The 15,480-nt window shown below is 72.6% G+C and carries 15 protein-coding genes and 1 pseudogene; 5 read left to right on the top strand and 11 right to left on the bottom strand.

Annotated elements, in window-relative coordinates; genetic code table 11:
* The first annotated feature begins 56 nt into the window (after positions 1–56).
* Positions 57–524, top strand: a complete 468-nt coding sequence (locus ACFLFB_RS02550) for a hypothetical protein (RefSeq protein WP_392544135.1) — start codon at positions 57–59, stop codon at positions 522–524.
* 58 nt (positions 525–582) lie between these two features.
* Here the strand turns inward: ACFLFB_RS02550 and ACFLFB_RS02545 are convergent, their stop codons facing one another.
* The 8 genes from ACFLFB_RS02545 to ACFLFB_RS02510 all read right to left on the bottom strand — a co-directional run bounded on the left by ACFLFB_RS02545 (position 583) and on the right by ACFLFB_RS02510 (position 8,683).
* On the bottom strand, positions 583–1,641 hold the full coding sequence (locus ACFLFB_RS02545) for a TerC/Alx family metal homeostasis membrane protein (protein WP_392544134.1): 1,059 nt from the start codon (positions 1,639–1,641) through the stop codon (positions 583–585).
* Positions 1,642–1,852: 211 nt separating this feature from the next.
* Positions 1,853–3,220 carry a cryptochrome/photolyase family protein gene (locus ACFLFB_RS02540; protein ID WP_392544133.1) on the bottom strand — a complete coding sequence of 456 codons (1,368 nt, stop codon included), beginning with the start codon at positions 3,218–3,220 and terminating at the stop codon, positions 1,853–1,855.
* A gap of 10 nt (positions 3,221–3,230) precedes the next feature.
* Complete coding sequence (locus ACFLFB_RS02535; protein WP_392544132.1) at positions 3,231–3,953, bottom strand: CPBP family intramembrane glutamic endopeptidase; 723 nt, start codon at positions 3,951–3,953, stop codon at positions 3,231–3,233.
* Positions 3,954–3,974: 21 nt separating this feature from the next.
* A complete protein-coding gene (locus tag ACFLFB_RS02530) occupies positions 3,975–4,976 on the bottom strand; it encodes an NAD(P)H-binding protein (protein ID WP_392544131.1) in 1,002 nt (333 codons plus the stop codon).
* Positions 4,973–5,404: an SRPBCC family protein gene (locus ACFLFB_RS02525; protein ID WP_392544130.1), complete on the bottom strand. Its 432-nt coding sequence runs from the start codon at positions 5,402–5,404 to the stop codon at positions 4,973–4,975. The genes ACFLFB_RS02530 and ACFLFB_RS02525 overlap by 4 nt, the downstream gene beginning before the upstream one ends.
* Positions 5,401–6,651, bottom strand: a complete 1,251-nt coding sequence (locus ACFLFB_RS02520; protein ID WP_392544129.1) for a class I SAM-dependent methyltransferase — start codon at positions 6,649–6,651, stop codon at positions 5,401–5,403. The genes ACFLFB_RS02525 and ACFLFB_RS02520 overlap by 4 nt, the downstream gene beginning before the upstream one ends.
* Positions 6,648–7,403, bottom strand: coding sequence for a DUF1365 domain-containing protein (locus tag ACFLFB_RS02515; RefSeq protein ID WP_392544128.1), 756 nt, complete (start codon positions 7,401–7,403; stop codon positions 6,648–6,650). Before ACFLFB_RS02515 ends, ACFLFB_RS02520 begins: the two co-directional genes overlap by 4 nt.
* A complete protein-coding gene (locus ACFLFB_RS02510) occupies positions 7,400–8,683 on the bottom strand; it encodes an NAD(P)/FAD-dependent oxidoreductase (RefSeq protein WP_392544127.1) in 1,284 nt (427 codons plus the stop codon). The genes ACFLFB_RS02515 and ACFLFB_RS02510 overlap by 4 nt, the downstream gene beginning before the upstream one ends.
* Before the next feature lie 101 nt (positions 8,684–8,784).
* Between ACFLFB_RS02510 and ACFLFB_RS02505 the strand changes: the two genes are divergently transcribed.
* From ACFLFB_RS02505 to ACFLFB_RS02495, 3 genes are all read left to right on the top strand, one after another.
* The gene (locus ACFLFB_RS02505) at positions 8,785–9,804 is read left to right on the top strand and encodes a MerR family transcriptional regulator (RefSeq protein WP_392544126.1); all 1,020 of its coding nucleotides are present in this window, start codon (positions 8,785–8,787) and stop codon (positions 9,802–9,804) included.
* 84 nt (positions 9,805–9,888) lie between these two features.
* Complete coding sequence (locus ACFLFB_RS02500) at positions 9,889–11,211, top strand: class I SAM-dependent methyltransferase (protein ID WP_392544125.1); 1,323 nt, start codon at positions 9,889–9,891, stop codon at positions 11,209–11,211.
* The gene (locus ACFLFB_RS02495) at positions 11,211–12,011 is read left to right on the top strand and encodes a DUF1295 domain-containing protein (protein WP_392544124.1); all 801 of its coding nucleotides are present in this window, start codon (positions 11,211–11,213) and stop codon (positions 12,009–12,011) included. Before ACFLFB_RS02500 ends, ACFLFB_RS02495 begins: the two co-directional genes overlap by 1 nt.
* 49 nt (positions 12,012–12,060) lie before the next feature.
* On the opposite strand, the gene ACFLFB_RS02490 is transcribed toward ACFLFB_RS02495, so the two are convergent.
* The 3 genes and pseudogenes from ACFLFB_RS02490 to ACFLFB_RS02480 all read right to left on the bottom strand — a co-directional run bounded on the left by ACFLFB_RS02490 (position 12,061) and on the right by ACFLFB_RS02480 (position 13,972).
* A complete protein-coding gene (locus ACFLFB_RS02490) occupies positions 12,061–12,501 on the bottom strand; it encodes a DUF2177 family protein (protein WP_392544123.1) in 441 nt (146 codons plus the stop codon).
* Between the two features lie 67 nt (positions 12,502–12,568).
* Positions 12,569–12,643, bottom strand: a pseudogene (locus ACFLFB_RS02485) (DUF1508 domain-containing protein); the annotation flags it as partial.
* A gap of 69 nt (positions 12,644–12,712) precedes the next feature.
* Entirely contained in the window at positions 12,713–13,972 is a 1,260-nt protein-coding gene (locus ACFLFB_RS02480) for a DUF445 domain-containing protein (protein WP_392544122.1), read from the bottom strand.
* A gap of 43 nt (positions 13,973–14,015) precedes the next feature.
* On the opposite strand from ACFLFB_RS02480, the gene ACFLFB_RS02475 reads away from it, so the two are divergent.
* Positions 14,016–15,452, top strand: a complete 1,437-nt coding sequence (locus ACFLFB_RS02475; RefSeq protein ID WP_392544121.1) for a GuaB1 family IMP dehydrogenase-related protein — start codon at positions 14,016–14,018, stop codon at positions 15,450–15,452.
* The last annotated feature ends 28 nt before the right edge of the window (positions 15,453–15,480 follow it).

Genomic DNA, 15,480 nt, shown 5'->3' with positions numbered 1-15,480 from the left:
CCCGACCGACACGGGCCAACGCGGCCGTCGGAGTGCACCCACGGAGGGGACCGATCGTGACCGACAACCCGAGCCGCCACGCGGCATCCCACCAGCGCTCACGGGTGTACCTCGGCGCCGTCCTGGCCGTTCTGGCCCTGGCTGTCGTGGTGGTCCTCGTCGTGCGCTCCCACGGTGCCGCTCAGCCAGGCAAGGCCGGCCGCACCGTGTCGTCATCACCTTCCGCAACGAGCAGCACGGCCTCCGAGGCCGAGTCGCTGGCGCGGTTCACCGGCTCGGGCGACACGACGACGAAAGCGTTCTCCGCCGCTTCCAACTGGGAGATCACTTGGGAAGCCAAGCCCCAGAGCGGCTTCACCGTGGAGCTGCTCGACAAGGACGGCGTCTCCCGTGGCGAGATCGTCACCGGCAACAAGAAGGCCAAGGGATCGACGTTCGTCTCCGAAGCCGGCGAGTTCACGCTCAAGGTCTCCGCATCCGCACCGTGGTCGATCGCCGTCGTCGGACGGACGCCGGAGCAGTAGGGGATGACCGCTCCGGCGTCAGGACGCTCGTCGTGACAGTCGCCCACGTCGGGCAACCTCAGGTGCGGTCGGCGCCCACGGGGTCCGGCTCGTCGGAAGCCGCGGCCTCCGCCCGCTCGGCCCGCCGCTGGGCCACGAGGCTCGTGCACGTCACGAGGACGAGGATGCCGACGATGACTCCCAGCGAGGCCAAGGTCGGGACCTCGGGCACCCAGGTCCAGATGTCGTGCGCCCAGTGCAGGACGAGCTTGACACCGATGAACGCGAGGATCGCCGCGAGCCCGTGGCCGAGGTGCACGAGCGAGCCGAGCGCGCCCTCGAGCACGAAGTACAGGGCGCGAAGACCCAACAGCGCGAACGCGTTCGTGGCGAACACGAGGTACGGGTCGCCGGTGATGCCGTACACCGCGGGCACTGAGTCCACCGCGAAGACGATGTCGGTGCCGAGGATCGCCACGGTCACCAGCGCCAACGGGGTGAGCGCCCGACGGCCGGCCTGCGCCACCGTCATCCGGGTGCCGGCGTACTCCTCGGACACGGCGAAGAAGCGGCGCAGGACCTTCACGGTGCGGATCTCGCCGATGTCGACCGCGTGGTCGTTCCCCGACAGGGCGTCCTTGCCGACCTTGACCGCGGTGAGCAGCAGGACGACGCCGAAGAGGAGGAAGGTCCACGAGAAGGTGGAGATCATCTGCGCACCGAGGGCGATGAAGATGCCGCGCAGCACGAGCGCACCGGCCACGCCGATGAGCAGCACGCGCTGCTTGAGCTCGTCGGGCACCGCGAACGCGGCCAGCAGGAGCATGAAGACGAAGAGGTTGTCGACCGAGAGCGACTTCTCCACCAGGTAGCCCGTGTAGTACTCGAGGCCGCGGTCACCGCCGTACTGCGTCCAGACGAACACGCCGAACGCCAGCGGCAGCCCGACGTAGAACGACGACCAGGCGACGGCCTCCTTCATCGAGACCGCGTGGGGCTTGCGGGTCAGAACGAAGTCGAGGGCGAACAGGCCCAGGACCACGGCGATGGTGGCGCCCCACAGCAGGGGCGTGCCGACCGAGTCGACGGGGCCACCGGCGGGTTCGGCCGCGGTGGGCAGGAAGGAGAGCAGGGACATGGTGGGCTCCTCAGGGCACGATGAGACGGTCCTGAGGTCTCCTTCACCGGTCCGGACGAGCCGGGCGGTGCCGTACCGGGACCCACCGCGGGGTGGGTCGTACTGACCGGCACGAGCTTGGGAAGTACTCCCCTCGTGCCCCCGATTCTAGGGACACGTCACGCACTTCCCCAAGTTCCGCCGGGCCCTGTCGAACCTTGGGAGCCAACGCTCAGCCCTTGGTGGCCTCGAGGCGCTCGAGGGCCTCCACCCGCTCGGCAGCGTGGTCGACGATGCGCTGCGGGTAACCGTGGGCGTACCCGTCGTCGTGTTCCCACGGCTCGTGCGCGGCCTTGCCCGCCAGGTGCGCGAGCTCGGGCACCCATCGGCGCACGTACGCACCGTCGGGGTCGAAGCGCATCCCCTGCGTCACGGGGTTGAACACGCGGAAGTACGGCGAGGCGTCGGTCCCGGTGCCGGCGACCCACTGCCAGCCGTGGTTGTTCGAGGCGATGTCGCCGTCGAGGAGGTGCTCGAGGAAGTGGCGCGCCCCCAGCGGCCACCACACGTGCAGGTCCTTGGTGAGGAAGCTCGCCGTGATCATCCGCACGCGGTTGTGCATCCAGCCCTCGGCCAGCAGCTGCCGCATCCCGGCGTCGACGATCGGGTACCCGGTGTGCCCGCTCTTCCAGGCCTCGATGGCGTCCTGCGGCTCGTCGTAGCGCATCCGGCCCATCTCGGTCCTGAGGTCCTCCCACGCGGTGCGCGGCTGGTGCCACAGGACGTCGGCGTAGAACTCGCGCCAGGCCAGCTCGGACTCGAACACGTGCGCGCCCTTGCCCCGCTCGCCGGCGAGGTCGGCCAGGAGCGTGCGCGGGTGCAGGACACCGAGCTTCAGATAGGTCGACAGCCGCGAGGTCCCGTCGAGGTCGGGACGGTTGCGGTCGTCGGAGTACCCGTCGAGACCGCCGTCGCGCCAGGAGCGCCAGCGCCGCAGCGCGGCCTCCTCCCCCGCCTCGGGCAGCTCGGGCAGGTCGGAGGACGAGAGCGCGGCATCGAGCGCGGCCGTCGCGTCGGCGTCGTTGCGGGCGTGCCGCAGGGGCAGCGAGCGAGGGGTCGGGGCGGGGTCGGGCCAGCCGTGGGCGCGCCACGCCTTCGAGAACGGCGTGAACACCTTGTACGGGTCCCCACTGCCGTTGACGACGATTCCGGGACCCACCGCGTAGGGCGTGCCCGTCTCCACCCACTCGATCCCGCTGCCGCCCAGTCGTTCCGCGACGACCTCGTCGCGGAAGCGCCCCACGGGAGTGGTCTCCCGAGTCACGTGGACCGACGACGCCCCGACCCGCTTCGCGAGCTCGGGCACCACCGCGCGCGGGTTGCCGTGCAGGAGGGTGAGGTTGCCGTCGAGCGACTCGTCGAGTGCGCGCAGGTTGGCCGCGAGCCACGCCCGCCGCACCGACCCTCCCCCGGCCCACAGCCGCGGGTCGACGACGAACGCGACGACGAGGTCGCCGTCACCGGCCGCGTCTCGGGCCGCGAGGAGGGCGGGGTGGTCGCGCCGCCGCAGGTCGCGGCGGAGCCAGAGGACGGAGGTCACGGCAGCCTCCTCAGGAGAGCCGGTCGAGGACGGGTGGGAGGAGGAAGAGCATGCCCAGCGACCAGGTGAGGTGGGTGATCGTGGGTCCGAGGATGCCGCCGGTCACCCGCCGCTGGAACCCCACGACGAGCCCGACGAGCGCCCCGGCGAGGACGAGGAGCGCGATGCCGGACGTCGCGGTGACGAGGGTGTACACGAGCGTCGTGACGGCCACGGCGTGCCGCCGCCCGACCCCGGCGTAGAGCGCCCCGCGGAAGTACAGCTCCTCGGCCACCCCGTTGACCGCGGTGATGAGCGCGACGAGGCCGAGCGACCCGAACCGCGCGTGGTCGAGCAGCTCCTGCACGGGCTCGCGCAGGAACGGGATGCGGGCCACGACCACCGCGCCGAGCATGAAGACCGCGAGCAGCAGCAGCCCCAGCGCCAGGGACTGCACGACGGCACGGCTCGAGCCGCGCCCCGCCCGGGTGTGCGCGCGGCCGAGGTGCAGCGGCCCCGAGAGCAGCGCGCCGCCCGCCCAGACGACGGCCAGGACGATGGTGGCGACGTAGAAGGTGGGGTCACCCGGCTCGATCCGCAGCGCCCAGGCGAGGACGCCGGCCCCGACGAGCAGGGTCACCCCCGCGACGATGCGTCGGCGGCGGAAGGCCCAGTCGGGCTCGGTGTGGTCGCGCGGCACCGGGTCGACGAGGGCGGCCCGGAAGAAGGCACGGAGCTCGGCGACGGGGTTCATGGCTGGAGGCGGGTCACCGGCTCACGACCCACCGCCGGCCCACGAGGGGTCGGCGGCCGTGATCCGCGCGGGGTCGACGGTACCGGGCTCGGGCCGCGGGTCGGCGTCGTCACCGGCGATCGCGTCGGCGACCGCGACGTCGAAGGGGAGCGCCCCGCCCGGGGGCGGGCCCACGAGGGCGTCGAGGTCGTCCTCGGTGCGCACGACCTCGTGGAGCAGGCTCCCGACGAGCGGCTTCGCGATGCCGGTGGGCACCGGCGTGACCAGCCCGACCCACTGGCTGGCCAGGTGCGGAGTGAGCACGGGGACCGACACGATCGTGCGTGGGCGCAGCCCGGCGATCGCGGCGAACCGGGTGATCATCTCGCGATAGGTGAGGACGTCGGGCCCGCCGATGTCGAAGGTCCGGTTCAGCTCGGGCGGCAGGTCGGCGGCACCGACGAGCAGGTGCAGGACGTCACGGATGGCGATCGGCTGGATCCGGTTGTCCAGCCACTTGGGCGTCACCATGACGGGCAGCCGGGTCGTGAGGTGGCGCAGCATCTCGAACGACGCGGACCCCGACCCGAGGATGATCGCGGCCTGGAGCACGGCGGTGGGCACCCCGCTCGCCATGAGGAGGTCGCCGACCTCCACCCGGGACGCGAGGTGGTCGCTGAGCGGTCCCTCGTCCGGGTGCAGCCCGGACAGGTAGACGATCCGGCCGACCTGCGCCTCGTACGCGGCGATCCCGAACGCGCGGGCCAGGTCGCGATCGCGCTCGACGAAGCCGCCCTCCCCGTCCATCGAGTGCAGGAAGTAGTAGGCCACGTCGACGCCCGCGAGGGCCTCGGCGAGGGTGTCGCTGGAGGTGGCGTCGCCCTCGACGACCTCCACCTTCGGCCGCCACCAGCGGTCGGCGACCTTGGCCTCGTCCCGCGTGAGGACCCGGACGTCCCACCCGTCGTCGACGAGGCGCGGGACGAGCCGCGAGCCGATGTAGCCCGTGACCCCGGTGACGAGGGCCCGACGCGGTTGCGTCACAGGCGGTCCAGCGCGGTCTTCAGCTGTGCGGCGGTGTCGTTCCCGAGCTTCTCGAGGAAGGGCTTGAGCAGCGGGGAGGCGAACTTCGTGATGCCCGTGAAGGTGAACTCGGCCCGGTAGACCACGGTCGAGCCCCCGTCGCCGGTGGGCGTCACCGTGATCGTGTCGTGGCTGGTCGTCGTGTCGTTGCGGCCGACGATGACGAAGCGGGGCTCCTCGACGGTCTGCGTCGTGTACTCGAGCTCGACCTCGTTGCCCATGAAGGACGAGACGTTGCGGTAGACCGTGCCCGGGCCGCCGTCACCGGAGACCAGGTCGCAGGACACCGTGCCGGCGTCCCACTCGGTGGCGGTGCGGAAGTCGACCAGGTACGGGAAGACGGTCTCGGGCGGGGTGCTCGTGGTGATGGTCCGTTCGACGGTGCTCATCGGGCCTCCTTGCGGGCCAAGCGGATCTGCGCGACGTCCAGGTAGTGCGTCGCGAACCCGGCCTCACAGTAGGCGAGGTAGAACTCCCACATCCGCTTGAAGGTCTCGTCGAAGCCCAGCGGCCGGATCTCCGTCCAGCGGGTGTCGAAGGTCTCGCGCCAGCGGCGCAGGGTCTCGGCGTAGTCGGTGCCGAAGGAGTGCACCCGCTCGACGCGCAGCTCGGTGTGGTCGCGGGTGACCTCGCGGATCGCCTGCATCGAGGGGATGAGGCCGCCGGGGAAGATGTACTTCTGGATCCAGCCGAACGAGGTCTTCGTGGCCAGCAGGCGGTGGTGCTCCATGAGGATCGCCTGGATGGCGACCGCGCCGCCGGGGGCGAGGACGTCGTCGATCTTCGCGAAGTAGGTCTCCCAGTACTCCTCGCCGACGGCCTCGATCATCTCCACGCTGACGACGGCGTCGAACTGGCCGGTGACCTCGCGGTAGTCCTGCAGGCGCACCTCGACGCGCTCGGAGACGCCGGCGTCGGCGATCCGCTTCAGCGCGAGGTCGCGCTGCTCGGCCGAGAGGGTGACCGACACGACGGTGGCGCCGCGCAGCGCGGCACGGATGGCGAGCTCGCCCCAGCCGGTGCCGATCTCGAGGACGCGGCTGCCCTCGCGCACCGAGGCGGCGTCGAGGACGGCCTCGACCTTGCGCACCTGGGCCTCGTGGAGGTCCTGCTCGGCGAGCGGGCGCGACGGGTCGAAGATCGCCGAGCTGTACGACATCGACGGGTCGAGGAAGGCCCCGAAGAGCTCGTTGCTCAGGTCGTAGTGGGCGCTGATGTTGCTGCGCGAGCCCTCGAGGGTGTTGCGCTGGGCCCGCGGGATGGCGCGGTCGACCACGGCGCGCATCGACAGCAGCGGCCTGGGGACCAGGCGGCCCATCCGCGCGGCGAAGGGCATGAGCGCCTGGGCGAGGTCGGTGCCGGGGGCGGCGCGCCAGTCGCCGGCCATGTAGCCCTCGCCGAGGCCGATCTTGGGGTGCGCCTCGAGCCGCTGGAACATCGCGGCGGGACGGACGATCTCCAGGACGGGCGAGTCGGGTCCGCCGCCGCCGACCTCGGTGCCGTCCGGGTAGCGCAGGCGCACGTCCATCTTCGCGACCGTCGCGTGGACGATGCGCCGGGCGACGGCGCCGCGGGTCAGGACCTTGGACAGGCCGAGGGTCGGGGTCAGCTCGATGCGGGGGGCGTCGGCGGTCATCTCACACTCTCCAGGGAGGCAGTCGGGCGGGGACGCACGGGCAGGCGACGCAGCCACAGCCAGATGCCGTGCACCCGGATGAGGCCGCTCACCCGCTGCGTCATGAGCGGGTGCCTCAGGACCGTGCGCACCACGGCCGACGAGGTCGCCGGCTCGGGCACTCCGGTCACCGAAGCGGTCACCAGTGGTTCGGTGCCGACGAGCAGACGGATGGCGACGCCGACCCGGCCCTGCTCGAGGTGGAAGCGGATGGCGTAGTCGCCCTCGACGTCGTTGAACGGCGAGACGTAGAACTCCTTGGCCGTGTCGGCACGACCCGTGGCGTCCGGGTGGAGGACGTACGCGTGGCGGCCGCCGTAGGTGTTGTGCACCTCGACGAGCACGGCCCGCACCGACCCGTCGGCGGCGAAGCACCAGAACGCGCTCATCGGGTCGAACGTGTACCCGAGGACGCGGGCGTTGGCGAGCATGACGACACGCTCGACGTCGCGGGTCTCCACGCCCTCGCGCTCGAGCACCCGCAGGACGTTGGCCTTCAGCGCCGCGATGCCCGGGTTGCCCGAGAGGTGGTCCTCGCCCCGGAAGGTGGCGAAGGGCCGCACCCAGCGCCGCAGCCGCGGCATCGCGTCGAGGTCGACGAGCCACTGGTAGTGCCGGTGGGTGAAGGAGTGCTTCACCGGCCGGTGCCGGGTGTGGTGGACCTGGCCGACGACGAGCGCCGGCAGGGTGGGGAGGTCGGCGACGGTGGTCACCAGGTCACCCCGAACGCGGCAGCGGCCTCCACCCCTGAGCGACAGCCGTCCTCGTGGAAACCCCAGCCGTGGTACGCGCCGGCGTAGGTCGTGCGCTCGGTGCTGAGCTCGGGGAGGCGTCGCTGGGCGCGCACCGCCGCGAGGTCGTAGAGGGGGTGGCTGTACTGCATGGTGGCGACGATCTTCTCAGGGTCGATGCGCCCGGTGGCGTTCAGCGTCACGTAGAACGGCTCGGCGGCCGGGAGCCCCTGGAGGCGGTTCATCCAGTAGGTGACGACCGCGCCCTGCGACGGGTCGCCGACCAGGTAGTTCCACGACGACCGCGCGAGGCGGGCGCGCGGCATCAGGGACCCGTCGCGGTGCAGGACGGTCTCGTTGCGCGTGTAGCGGAAGGCGCCGAGGACCTCCTTCTCCGCGGGCGTCGGGTCGGCGAGGAGGGACAGGGCGTCGTCGGCGTGACAGGCCATGACGACGCGGTCGTAGTGGTCGATCCGGCCCGAGGACGTGCGGATCTCGACGCCGTCGAGGGTGCGCAGCACCGAGGTGACGGGGTCGCCGGAGCGCACGGCGTGCAGCTTCTCGGCCAGGAGGTCGACGTAGGTCCCGGAGCCGCCGACCACGGTCATCCACTGCGGGCTGTCACCGATCGAGAGCATCCCGTGGTGCTCGAGGAAGCGGAACAGGTAGCGCGCGGGGTAGTCCATCGCGTCCTCGCCACCGCTGGACCAGACGCAGGCCACGAGCGGGACGGCGTAGAGGCGGCGGAAGGACTCGGGGAAGCCGCCGTCGCGGATGAACTCGCCGTAGGTGGTGGCGTCCTCGTCGGTCGTCTCCTCGAGGAAGGTGCGCGCCAGGGCGTGGAACCGCTTCACCGAGCGCAGCATGGCGACGAAGTCGCGGTCGAGCAGCTGGCTGGGGCGGGCGAGGAAGCCCTTCACCCCGCGCCCACCGGCGTACTCGGTGCCGGTGGCCTCGTCGCGGATGCTCATCGACATCTCGGTGTCGCGCGCCTCGACGCCGAGCTCGCGGAAGAGGCGCCGCAGCATCGGGTAGGTGCGGTCGTTGTGGACGATGAAGCCGCTGTCGACCCGCAGCGGGCCGCTGTCGGTGTCGACCGTGTGGGTGTGGGCGTGGCCTCCGAGGCGGGCATCGGCCTCGATGAGCGTCACGTCGTGGTCGCGGGAGAGGACGTACGCCGACGTCAACCCGGCCACGCCGGCCCCGACGACGGCGACCTGCTCCCGACGGCGCGGAGCACCGTCCGGGGCGAGAGGTGGCATGTGCATGACCGTAGAACCCTCCGACCTGCATCGTCAAACGTTTGTCAAAAGTGCGCCACGGCATTAACGTGGCGGTCGTGAGAGGTTCGGTCCCGCCGACGATGCGGATTGGGGAGCTGGCCACCCGGGTGGGGGTCAGCACCCACGTGCTGCGTGCCTGGGAGAGCCGATACGGCCTCCTCCAGCCCATCCGCTCCGCCGGTGGCTACCGGCTGTACGGGCCCGAGGACGAGCGGCGCGTGCGCGACGTCGTCGCCCTGCGCGACCAAGGGGTGAGCGCGGTCGAGGCCGCGCGGCGCGTCCTGGCCGCCGAGCGCGCCGGGGTCTCGGCGCTGGACCCCTCGCGGGAGATCGACTCCTCCGACGGGTACGGCGCCGGCCGCGGCACCCCGCCGCCCGGCGTCGACACCGGCCGCGCGCCGGCCAGCCTGCGCTCCGACCCGCCGATGCTCGTGGCGCAGCTGCTCGACGCCGTCAGCGCCCTCGACGAGGACCGCGCGCACGCCGTCCTCGACACCGCCTTCCTCGAGCGCTCGGTGGAGAGCGCGATCATCGACGTCGTCCTGCCGCTGCTGCGCCGCATCGGCGAGATGTGGGAGCTCGGCCGGATCGGCATCGCCCAGGAGCACTTCGCGAGCAGCCTGCTGCGCCGCCGCCTGGGGGCCCTGTCGCTGACGTGGGGGGTGGGCTCCGGCCCGGTCGCCGTGCTCGCGTGCCCGCCCGGGGAGTTCCACGACATCGTCCTGTTGAGCTTCGGCGTCCTGCTGGGTCGGGCTGGGTGGCGCATCCGCTACCTGGGGCCGGACACCCCGGTGCACTCGCTCGCGGGTGCCGCGAAGATCGCCCGCGCGGATGCCGTCGTGCTCGCCAGCCGTCGGCCCTCGGGGTTCCGGGCCCACGCCAAGTCGCTCAGCCGGCTCGGCAAGGAGTACCCGCTCTGGCTCGCCGGCCGCGGGGCCACGCCGCGCGTCCTCGAGGAGGTGGGGGTCGAGCTGCTGGGTCCCGACCTCCTGGCGTCCGTGACCGAGCTGACCGCCCGGGCCCGCGCCCAGCGGCTGCGCTCGGAGGACCCCACGCTGACATCCGAGCAGCGCGCCGGCGCCGAACCCCCGTCGGCCTGATCCTCCGGGCCGCCCCGGCTCCCCCGCCGGGAAGCCCCTCGACCGACCGACCGACGACCGACCGCCGCCAGGAGGCCGCCTCCCATGACGCTCACCGACGACCGCACCACCCCCGGGGCCGTGTCCCCCACGCCCTCAGGCCGGGCCACCGGCGTGGCCGCCCGGATCGAGACGGCCCTGCGGCCGCTGCTGCGCGGCCCGCTCCCCGTCCGCCTCCGGGCGTGGGACGGGTCCGAGGCCGGCCCCGCCGACGCGACGCTCGTGGAGGTCCGCTCCCCGCAGGCCCTGACCCGGCTGCTCTGGCACCCGGGCGAGCTCGGCGCGGCCCAGGCCTACGTGACCGGCGAGCTCGAGGTGCACGGCGACGTCGGCGCCACTCTCGACCTCGTCCGCGAGACCGTCGCGGCGCGTGACCTGCCCCCGCTCACGGCCGGTCGGGTGGCCCGGATGCTGCCCGACCTCGTGCGCCTGGCGAAGGAGACCGGCGCCCTGGCCGCGCCGCCGGCCCCGCCCGCCACCCAGGCCGTGGTCAAGGGGCGGCTGCACTCGCTCGCACGCGACCGGGCGTCGATCAGCCACCACTACGACCTCTCGAACGAGTTCTACGAGTTCCTCCTCGACCCGCACATGGCGTACTCCAGCGGGTACCACGTCGACGGCCCGGACATGCCGCTCGAGGCCGCCCAGGCCGCCAAGCTCGACCTCGTCTGCCGCAAGGTCGGGCTGCGCGAGGGGATGCGCTTCCTCGACGTCGGCTGTGGCTGGGGCTCCCTGTCGCTGTACGCGGCCGAGCACTTCGGGGCGCAGGTCACCGGGGTGACGATCGCGGCCGAGCAGAAGGCCTTCATCGACGCCCGGATCGCCGAGCGCGGGCTGGGCGACCGGGTCCGCATCGAGCTGCGCGACTACCGCGAGATCGCCTCCGGCCCCTACGACGCCGTCGCGTCGCTGGAGATGGGCGAGCACGTCGGGGAGAAGAACTACGACACCTACGCCGAGGTGCTGTACCGCTCGGTGAAGCCCGGCGGGTACGTCCTCGTCCAGCAGATGTCGCGCTTCGCCGGCCACCACCCCGGTGGCGGCCCCTTCATCGAGCAGTTCATCGCCCCGGACATGACGATGCGCCCGGTGGGCGACACCCTCAACCTCCTCCAGGGCGCGGGCTTCGAGGTCCGCGGCGTGCACGCGATGCGCGAGCACTACGTGTGGACCGTCGACGCCTGGCACCGCACCCTCGAGGAGAACTGGGACCGCGCGGTCGAGCTGATCGGCGAGGAGGCGGCGCGCGTGTGGCGCCTCTACCTCGTCGGCGGGTCGCAGGCGTTCCGTGACGGCCGGATGGGCGTGGACCAGCTGCTGCTGCGCCGGCCCGGCGGCCCCGCGGTCGTGGCGGACCCGGCCTCCTGATGCTCGGCACCCTGGTCACGGTCGTCGTCGCCTCGCTGGCGACGGCGGCCGTCGCCATGGTCGCCACCGCCCTCGTGGCGCGGCGGCTGGGCAAGATCGCGGTCGTCGACATCACGTGGGGGCTGCTGTTCGTCGCCATCGGCTGGGTCGCGTACCTCGCCGGGACGATGTCGGTGCGCTCGCTCGTGCTGGCGGTGCTCGTCAGCGTGTGGGGCGGGCGGCTGGCGTGGCACATCCGGCGGCGGGCGCTGGGCGCCGGCGAGGACCCGCGCTACGCGAAGATGCTGTCGGCCGTGCCCGAGGAGCAGCGGTTCGGGTACGCGGTGCGCAAGGTGTTCCTCGTCCAGGGGCTGGCGGCGTGGTTCGTGTCGCTGCCGCTGCAGGTGGCCGCCTCGACCGACGCCGCGTTCGGGTGGGTGGGGTTCGTCGGCGTGCTCGTGTGGCTCGTGGGCATGGTCTTCGAGGGCGTCGGTGACGCCCAGCTGGCCGCCTTCAAGCGCGACCCCGCGAACAAGGGGACGGTGATGGACCGGGGCCTGTGGGCCTGGACCCGTCACCCCAACTACTTCGGCGACTCGGCCGTCTGGTGGGGACTGTTCCTCGTGGCGGCCGAGGCGTGGCCGGGGGTGCTGACGATCCTGTCGCCGGTGGTGATGACGTACTTCCTCGCCTTCGCGACCGGGGCCAAGCTGCTCGAGTCCGAGATGGCCAAGCGGCCCGGCTACCGCGAGTACATGGCGCGCACCAGCATGTTCTTCCCCCTCCCGCCCAAGCGCCGACGGACCCCCGCCGGCTCCTGAGGCGGTACCGGCCGCGCGCGACTGGCCGGCCACCGAGGCGCCGCGCCCGCTAGTCGGTCGGGACCCAGCGGCGGACGGCGGGGATGACGACCGCGGCCGTCAGGGTGCAGATGAACGCCCCCCAGGCGATGTCGACCACGGCCACGACGACGGGGAAGCTGCGCATCACGGCCATCGAGGTGAGGTCGAAGGTCGCGTAGGTGACGACACCGAACACGAAGGCGTCCCGCAGCGACGGCCCGAGACCCACCCGCGACAGTCCCGGCCGGATGACGAAGTGCACCAGGCCCAGGACGTACACGACGTAGAAGACCACCGCCGCAGCGACGTTGACGTCGTCGGAGAGGAGGTGGCCGATCATCCGCTCGTAGAGGTCGCCCGAGGCCAGCCCCAGCCACAGCGCGTCGACCACCCCGAAGACCACCGCGGCCAGTGCCGTCGCGACACCGATCTGGCGCGGGCTGACCACGAGGGAACCGGTGTCGGACATGCGCCGATCCTCGCAGGCACGACCGACCCACGGGCCGACTTCGCCGACCCGGTCGGAAGGGCGCGGGTCAGGTCTGGTCGTCCACCGTGGCGTCGGCGGCGCTCTTCTGCACCGACTCGATCCCGTTGAGGGCGGCGGCCTTGGTCTCGTAGGCCTAGCCGCTCACGCTGGCCCCGCGAGGGGCCGGTGCCAACGGGGCCGGGGCAACGCCTCAGCCGGTCAGCAGCTGCGCGACCCCGTGGATGACCAGCCCGGCGAGCGCCCCCACGACGGTGCCGTTGATCCGGATGAACTGCAGGTCGCGGCCCACGTGGAGCTCGATGCGCTCGGCGGCCTCCTTGCCGTCCCACCGGTCGACGGTCACCGAGATGACCTCGGCGAGCTCGCTGCCGTAGGTGTTGACGGCGAACGACACGACCTCGCCGAGGCGGGCCTCCAGCCGGCCCCGCCACACGTCGTCCTCCACGAGGTGGCGACCGAGGTGCTCGAGCAGCTCGTCACCGCGGCGGTGCAGGTAGGAGTCGTCGTCGTCCATGGCCGTGGTCAGGGCGGCCCGGAACGAGCGCCACAGCCCGAGCGCCGTCTCGGGCACCTGCGGGTGCGAGAGCAGGCGCTCCTTGAGACCCTCGGCCCGCGCCATCACCTCCGGGTCCTCCTGGAGGTCGGTGGCGAGGCGCCGCAGGAGGTCGTCGAGGGCGGTCCGCGCGGGATGCAGCGGGTCGTCGGCGATGTCCTTCACCCAGGCGAGCACCTGCTGGTAGCTCCACCCGATGACGCGCTCGTCCACCCACGGCGGGCTCCACCACGGCGCCCGGTCGCCGAGGACGGCCGCGTAGGTACCCGGGTTGGCCTCCAGCCACGAGTGCAGCTCGAGGAGGGCGAGGTCGACCAGCCCGTGGTGCGTGCGGTCGGCGACCACGTCGGCGAGCAGGGCGCCGGCGATCGGTGCGGCCGGCTCGCGCACCAGCCGGGGTACGAGGAAGTCCTCGACGAGCGAGCGCACCTCCTCGTCGGACAGCCGGTGAAGCCCGGCCCGGCCGACCCGCACGGCCTCGGTCATGACGCGGCGTCGGTGCCCCGGCACGGACAGCCAGCGCCCGACCCGCTCCCCCACCCGCGCGGCGGCCAGCCGCTCGCGGGCGATCTCCTCGGTGAGGAAGTTCTCGGTGACGAAGTCCTGGAGGTTGCGCCCGATCTCGTTCTTGCGCTTGGGGATGATCGCGGTGTGCGGCACCGGGATCCCCAGCGGGTGCCGGAACAGCGCAGTCACGGCGAACCAGTCGGCGAGCGCCCCGACCATCGCCGCCTCGGCCCCGGTGTTGACGTAGCCCCACACCCCGTCGTGGGGCAGCCGCAGGGTCGCGAGGAAGACCACGGCCGCCAGCACGAGGAGGGAGAGCGCGAGCAGGCGCATGCGACGCAGCCCGTCGCGACGGGCGGCGTCGGCCGGGGAGGGCGCCAGGAGACTCACCCGCCGATCCTCCCCCATGAGCGAGCGCGCCTACCCTTGGAGGGTGCGTTTCCTCAACGACCTCCGGCCCCAGCTCGACCTCACCTACGACGACGTGTTCATGGTCCCGAACCGCTCGTCGGTGACGAGCCGGCTCGACGTCGACCTGTCCAGCGTCGACGGCACCGGGACGACCACCCCGCTGGTCGTCGCGAACATGACGGCGATCGCCGGCCGCCGGATGGCCGAGACCACGGCCCGCCGCGGGGCGATCACCGTCATCCCCCAGGACATCCCGGCCGAGATCGTCAGCGACGTCATCGCCTGGCAGAAGTCCCGCCACCTCGTCTACGACACCCCGATCACCCTGTCGCCGACGACCACCGTGGGCGAGGCGCTCGTCCTGCTGCACAAGCGCGCCCACGGTGCGGCGGTCGTCCTCGCCGGCGAGCGGCCCGTCGGGCTGGTGACCGAGAGCGACCTGACCGGCGTCGACCGGTTCACCCAGCTCGAGGACGTCATGGTCCGCGACATGGTGACCGTGCAGGACGGTGTCGACGTCGAGCAGGCCTTCGACACCCTGTCCCACGCGCGCCGCCGCCTCGCCCCCGTCGTCTCCGAGGACGGCCGGGTCGTCGGCATCCTCACCCGGTCCGGCGCCCTGCGCGCCCACCTGTACTCCCCCGCGGTCGACGCCTCGAACCGGCTGCGCATCGGTGCCGCGGTCGGCATCAACGGCGACGTGGCGTCGAAGGCCAAGGAGCTGCTCGACGCCGGAGCCGACGTCCTCGTCATCGACACCGCCCACGGCCACCAGGAGAAGATGATCGACGCGCTGCGCGCGGTGCGCGGCATCGACCCGCAGGTGCCCGTCGTCGCCGGCAACGTCGTCTCCGCCGCCGGGGTCCGCGACCTCGTCGAGGCCGGCGCGGACATCATCAAGGTCGGGGTCGGTCCGGGGGCCATGTGCACGACCCGGATGATGACGGCCGTCGGGCGCCCGCAGTTCTCCGCGGTGCTCGAGTGCGCCACCGCGGCGCGCGAGCTCGGCAAGCACGTCTGGGCCGATGGCGGGGTGCGCCACCCGCGCGACGTCGCCCTCGCCCTCGCGGCCGGGGCCTCGAACGTCATGATCGGCTCGTGGTTCGCCGGGACGCTCGAGTCGCCGGGCGACCTCTACACCGACGAGAAGGGCCGCCAGTACAAGGAGTCGTTCGGGATGGCGTCCTCGCGCGCCGTCCGCAACCGCACCGCCACCGACTCGGCCTACGACCGCGCCCGCAAGGCGATGTTCGAGGAGGGCATCAGCACCGCCCGCATGTACGTCGACCCCGCCCGGCCGAGCGTCGAGGACGTCATCGACGAGATCGTCGCGGGGCTGCGCAGCTCGTGCACCTACGCGGGCGCCCGCACGCTCGAGGAGTTCCACGAGCGGGCGACCGTCGGACTGCAGAGCACGGCCGGCTTCGCCGAGGGCCGCCCGCTGCACACCTCCTGGTAGCCCGCACGAGGTCGGGCAGGACGCGGGC

Origin of the sequence: Oryzobacter telluris (assembly GCF_043099285.1) — a bacterium.
Classification (GTDB): Bacteria; Actinomycetota; Actinomycetes; order Actinomycetales; family Dermatophilaceae; genus Oryzobacter; species Oryzobacter telluris.
The sequence above is the reverse complement of the archived record's forward strand: the minus strand, read 5'-3'. Positions and strand labels throughout refer to the sequence as shown.

Excerpts from the sequence above, each read along its gene's own strand:
- ACFLFB_RS02545 (WP_392544134.1), bottom strand. The coding sequence starts at position 1,641 with ATGTCCCTGCTCTCCTTCCTGCCCACCGCGGCCGAACCCGCCGGTGGC.
- ACFLFB_RS02535 (WP_392544132.1), bottom strand. The coding sequence starts at position 3,953 with ATGAACCCCGTCGCCGAGCTCCGTGCCTTCTTCCGGGCCGCCCTCGTC.
- ACFLFB_RS02525 (WP_392544130.1), bottom strand. The coding sequence starts at position 5,404 with ATGAGCACCGTCGAACGGACCATCACCACGAGCACCCCGCCCGAGACC.
- ACFLFB_RS02520 (WP_392544129.1), bottom strand. The coding sequence starts at position 6,651 with ATGACCGCCGACGCCCCCCGCATCGAGCTGACCCCGACCCTCGGCCTG.
- ACFLFB_RS02510 (WP_392544127.1), bottom strand. The coding sequence starts at position 8,683 with ATGCCACCTCTCGCCCCGGACGGTGCTCCGCGCCGTCGGGAGCAGGTC.
- ACFLFB_RS02505 (WP_392544126.1), top strand. The coding sequence starts at position 8,785 with ATGCGGATTGGGGAGCTGGCCACCCGGGTGGGGGTCAGCACCCACGTG.
- ACFLFB_RS02500 (WP_392544125.1), top strand. The coding sequence starts at position 9,889 with ATGACGCTCACCGACGACCGCACCACCCCCGGGGCCGTGTCCCCCACG.
- ACFLFB_RS02495 (WP_392544124.1), top strand. The coding sequence starts at position 11,211 with ATGCTCGGCACCCTGGTCACGGTCGTCGTCGCCTCGCTGGCGACGGCG.
- ACFLFB_RS02490 (WP_392544123.1), bottom strand. The coding sequence starts at position 12,501 with ATGTCCGACACCGGTTCCCTCGTGGTCAGCCCGCGCCAGATCGGTGTC.